The 5066-nt window shown below is 41.7% G+C and carries 3 protein-coding genes; all 3 read left to right on the top strand.

Annotation, left to right across the window (positions count from 1 at the left end):
- Positions 1 to 775, top strand: a 775-nt coding sequence (locus tag QZ359_RS03620) for an MFS transporter (RefSeq protein ID WP_293960127.1), incomplete at its 5' end; no start/stop codon positions are given.
- Positions 776 to 866: 91 nt separating this feature from the next.
- Positions 867 to 2825: an NAD-dependent DNA ligase LigA gene (gene ligA, locus QZ359_RS03625; RefSeq protein ID WP_293960130.1), complete on the top strand. Its 1959-nt coding sequence runs from the start codon at positions 867 to 869 to the stop codon at positions 2823 to 2825.
- Positions 2826 to 2937: 112 nt separating this feature from the next.
- A partial coding sequence (pulA, locus tag QZ359_RS03630; RefSeq protein WP_293960133.1) for a type I pullulanase occupies positions 2938 to 5066 on the top strand: 2129 nt, incomplete at its 3' end.

A 5066-nucleotide genomic window follows, 5' to 3' on the forward strand; every position in this document is an offset into this window, starting at 1 on the left:
TCGTTTGGAATTGGTGATGCAGGTTGTCAGTGTGAGTTCCCCTGTGCTTTCTTTTCTGGTTTTACAATTCGCAAGTCTTCGCATTACCTTGGTATTAGATGCCCTTAGTTTTTTTCTCGCTTTTGGCTTGGTAGCCCTGCTTCCAAAGAAAGAAGAGAAGACTACGGGTGAGAAGAAACTCACATTCAAAGTTATTTTTTCTGATATCAAGGAGGGAGTTCACTATATTGTGAAGCAAAAGGAAATATTCTTTTTGTTAGTCATAGCTTCAAGTGTCAATTTTTTCTTCGCAGCCTTTAATTATCTCCTTCCTTTTTCAAATCAGCTCTATGGAGTTCAAGGTGCTTATGCCACTATTTTGACAATGGGGGCTATCGGTTCTATTGTTGGGGCGCTGTTAGCTAGTAAGATTAAAGCCAGTATGGAAATGCTTCTGTTTTTATTGGCTCTGACTGGACTTGGAGTGATGATAATGGGCTTCACTCTCCCATCCTATCTGACTTTTTCAGGAAATTTCGTTTGTGAATTGTTTATGACGATATTTAATATTCACTTTTTTACTCAAGTACAAACCAAGGTTGAAGGTGAATATCTGGGAAGGGTTCTCAGTTCGATTTATACCTTAGCTATACTATTTATGCCTATTGCAACAGGTTTAATGACCTGGCTTCCAAGTGTTCATCTTTATTCTTTCTTGATTATTGGACTTGGAGTTGTAGCCTTATCTTTCTTAGCTCTCGGATATGTTCGAACCCGTTTTGAAAAAGAGACATAAGTTTGCTTGGACTTCAAAAATAATTTCAAACTAAGTGTTTTTCCGCCCTTCTCGTTTGTGAGGAGGGCTTACTTTATGGTAAAATGGTCTTATGAATAAAAGAATGAATGAGTTGGTCGCCTTGCTCAATCGCTATGCGACTGAGTACTATACCAGCGATAATCCGTCGGTTTCAGACAGTGAGTATGACCGTCTTTACCGTGAGTTGGTCGAGTTGGAGTCTGCCTATCCAGATCAAGTGTTAGCAGACAGTCCGACCCATCGTGTTGGTGGCAAAGTCTTAGATGGTTTTGAAAAATACAGTCATCAGTATCCTCTTTATAGTTTGCAGGATGCTTTTTCACGTGAGGAGCTTGAAGCTTTTGATGCGCGTGTTCGTAAGGAAGTGGCCCATCCAACCTATATTTGTGAGCTGAAAATCGATGGCTTATCTATTTCTCTTACTTATGAAAAGGGGATTTTAGTTGCTGGGGCAACACGTGGTGATGGTTCTATTGGGGAAAATATCACAGAAAATCTCAAGCGTGTCAAGGACATTCCTTTGACCTTGCCAGAAGAACTAGATATCACAGTTCGTGGGGAATGTTACATGCCACGCGCTTCTTTTGACCAGGTTAACCAAGCTCGCCAAGAAAATGGAGAGCCTGAATTTGCCAATCCTCGTAATGCGGCGGCAGGAACCTTGCGTCAGTTGGATACAGCAGTAGTTGCCAAGCGCAATCTTGCCACTTTCCTCTATCAAGAAGCCAGCCCTTCAACTCGTGATAGTCAAGAAAAGGTTTTGAAGCACCTAGAACAGCTTGGTTTTGTAGTCAATCCTAAGCGAATTTTGGCTGAAAGCATGGATGAGATTTGGAATTTTATTCAAGAAGTAGGACAGGAACGGGAGAATCTGCCTTATGATATCGATGGAGTGGTAATCAAGGTAAATGACCTAGCAAGCCAAGAAGAACTTGGTTTTACCGTTAAGGCTCCAAAGTGGGCAGTGGCTTACAAGTTTCCTGCTGAAGAAAAAGAAGCTCAACTACTCTCAGTTGACTGGACAGTTGGCCGTACGGGCGTTGTGACTCCAACTGCCAATCTAACACCAGTACAACTAGCTGGTACAACTGTTAGCCGTGCGACTCTGCATAATGTGGATTATATTGCTGAAAAAGATATCCGCAAAGACGACACGGTTATCGTTTATAAGGCTGGAGATATTATCCCTGCTGTTTTACGAGTGGTAGAGTCCAAGCGGGTTTCTGAAGAAAAACTAGATATCCCTACAAACTGTCCAAGTTGTAACTCTGACTTGTTGCACTTTGAAGATGAAGTGGCTCTCCGTTGTATCAATCCGCGTTGTCCTGCCCAAATCATGGAAGGTTTGATCCACTTTGCCTCTCGAGATGCCATGAATATTACAGGGCTTGGTCCATCTATTGTTGAGAAGCTATTTGCTGCTAATTTAGTCAAGGATGTAGCGGATATTTACCGTTTGCAAGAAGAGGATTTCCTCCTTTTAGAGGGGGTTAAGGAAAAGTCTGCTGGTAAACTCTATCATGCTATTCAAGCATCAAAGGAAAACTCTGCTGAAAAACTCTTGTTTGGTTTGGGAATTCGCCATGTAGGAAGCAAGGCCAGTCAGCTCTTACTCCAACATTTCCATTCAATTGAAAATCTGGCTCAGGCAGATCCAGTGGAAGTGGCTAGTATTGAAAGTTTGGGTGGTGTGATTGCTAAGAGTCTTCAGACTTATTTTGCGACAGAAGGCTCTGAAATTCTCCTAAGAGAATTAAAAGAAACTGGGGTCAATCTGGACTATAAAGGTCAGACTGTAGTAGCAGACGCAGTCTTGTCAGGTTTGACCGTTGTATTGACTGGAAAATTAGAACGGCTCAAGCGCTCAGAAGCCAAAAGTAAACTCGAAAGTCTTGGTGCAAAGGTAACAGGCAGTGTCTCTAAAAAGACAGACCTCGTCGTGGCAGGTGCAGACGCAGGAAGTAAACTGCAAAAAGCACAAGAACTTGGTATCGAGGTTCGAGATGAAGCTTGGCTAGAAAGTTTGTAATGATAGTTTAAAACCAGAGTTTAGACAGTATAACTAGTTTGTTAATCGGGACAAAATTAGTCAAAAATTTATTAGTAAAACAGAAACAAATAAAAAAAAGGAAAAATAAAAAATGTATAACTACCCTATGCGCATTCATTACCACCGCAAGAATGGAGAATATGACACTTGCTCTTTTGTAAAAAGTCAGGACCAGCGAATTGATTTACTAACTTACCAAGAAGATTATTTTGGAGCCTTATTTAGCTTTGAACACCCAAGTGCTCATCCCTTAGAAAGCTTGAATTTTGTGGTTCACACCGGCCAAACTAGTAAAGAGTATGCTATCCGTTTTAATCACTATCCCCTCTTAACAGAGGTCTGGATTTTGGAAGGTGATGACAGAATTTATTATTCTGAAAATCCTGCTATTGCCAGTCCTTTCTATAAGAATCAAAATCCTTTTGCCTTTGACAAGGCTATCAATAGCGCTAGTTTCGACCACCACTGGGGCTACCAAGGTGAATTGGGTTGCCGTGTAGAGGACAATCAGGCTCATTTTGCTCTCTGGGCTCCAACAGCGACAGAAGTGCAGGTTGTTGTTTATGAATCAGCTACTAATGATGCACCTGTTTGGAAGACTTTTGTGATGGAGAGAGGCAATAGCTACTCCTATAATCATAAGGACAATACTATTGGTGTCTGGAGTTTGGATGTTGAGGAAGATTTGACTGGTAAGGCTTATCAGTATCAAGTCCAATTCCCTCATCACCAAACACTGACACGCGATCCTTATACCATCGCGACCAGTCCTGATGGCAAACGTTCAGCTATCCTGAGTCATGAAGAAAAGCAAGTTGAAAACTTTGAGGTTAAGCACGGTTCAGAGGCTACTTGGCGCTTGGCAAATCCATGTAAGTCAGTTATTTGTGAAATGCATATTCGTGATTTGACCCAATCACCGACCTCAGGTGTAGATGAACATCTTCGAGGAACTTTCTTGGGTGCTGCTCAGACTGGAACGGTTAACCAGTACGGTCAGTCAACTGCTTTTGATCACATCAAGAAGCTGGGCTACAATTATGTTCAGTTGCAACCAATTGCAGACCGTCATAAAGAATATGATGAAGATGGGAATGTAACCTACAACTGGGGTTATGACCCACAAAACTATAACGCACCAGAAACGAGCCTTTCAACTAATCCAGATGATCCAGCTCAGGTTATTCGTGATTTGAAGACCATGGTTCAAGCTTATCACGATGCAGGTATTGGTGTTATTATGGATGTGGTCTATAACCATACCTTCTCAGTTGTTGATGCACCTTTCCAAACAACTGTCCCTGATTACTATTATCGTATGAATCCAGACGGTACCTTCCAGAATGGAACGGGTGTTGGAAATGAAACAGCCAGTGAACACGAAATGTTCCGCAAGTATATGATTGATTCTCTTCTATACTGGGTGCAGGAATACAACATTGACGGTTTCCGTTTTGACTTGATGGGGATTCATGATGTCAAGACCATGCAGATGATTCGTCAGAGTTTGGATGAAATTGACCCTAACATTATCCTTTATGGAGAAGGTTGGGACATGGGAACAGGTCTTGCCCCTTATGATAAGGCTAAGAAAGACAACGCCTACGAAATGCCAAATATTGGTTTCTTTAATGACAATCAGCGTGATGCTGTCAAAGGTGGAGAAGTTTACGGTGCAATTAAATCAGGTTTTGTCAGCGGTGCTGCGACAGAGCCAATTCTTGCCAAAGCAATCCTAGGCAGTCGTGAATTAGGAACCTATACACATCCAAATCAAGTACTTAACTATGTGGAAGCCCATGACAATTACAATCTTCACGATTTATTGGCAACTCTTCATCCAGACCAAAGTTCAGAACAAATCATGCGCAAGGTTGAGACAGCCACAGCTATGAACCTACTCATGCAAGGGATGGCCTTTATGGAAATCGGTCAAGAATTTGGTCGTACCAAACTAGTTGCGACTGGTGAAAATGGTGAGTTGACCCATGATGATAGAGAGCGTGCTATGAATAGCTATAATGCTCCAGACAGTGTGAACCAAGTGAACTGGGACTTGATTAATGAGCGTCAAGATAGTATTGAGTTTATCCGTCAGATGATTCGATTGAAGACAGGAACCGGTGCCTTTTCTTACCCTACTTATGATGAAATTTACCATCATGTTTTTGTTCATTCAGCAAATGAACATAGTGGTTTGATTGTCTATGAGATTCAAGG

The sequence above is a fragment of the Streptococcus sp. genome (assembly GCF_019414905.1).
In the GTDB taxonomy this organism is placed as follows: Bacteria; Bacillota; Bacilli; order Lactobacillales; family Streptococcaceae; genus Streptococcus.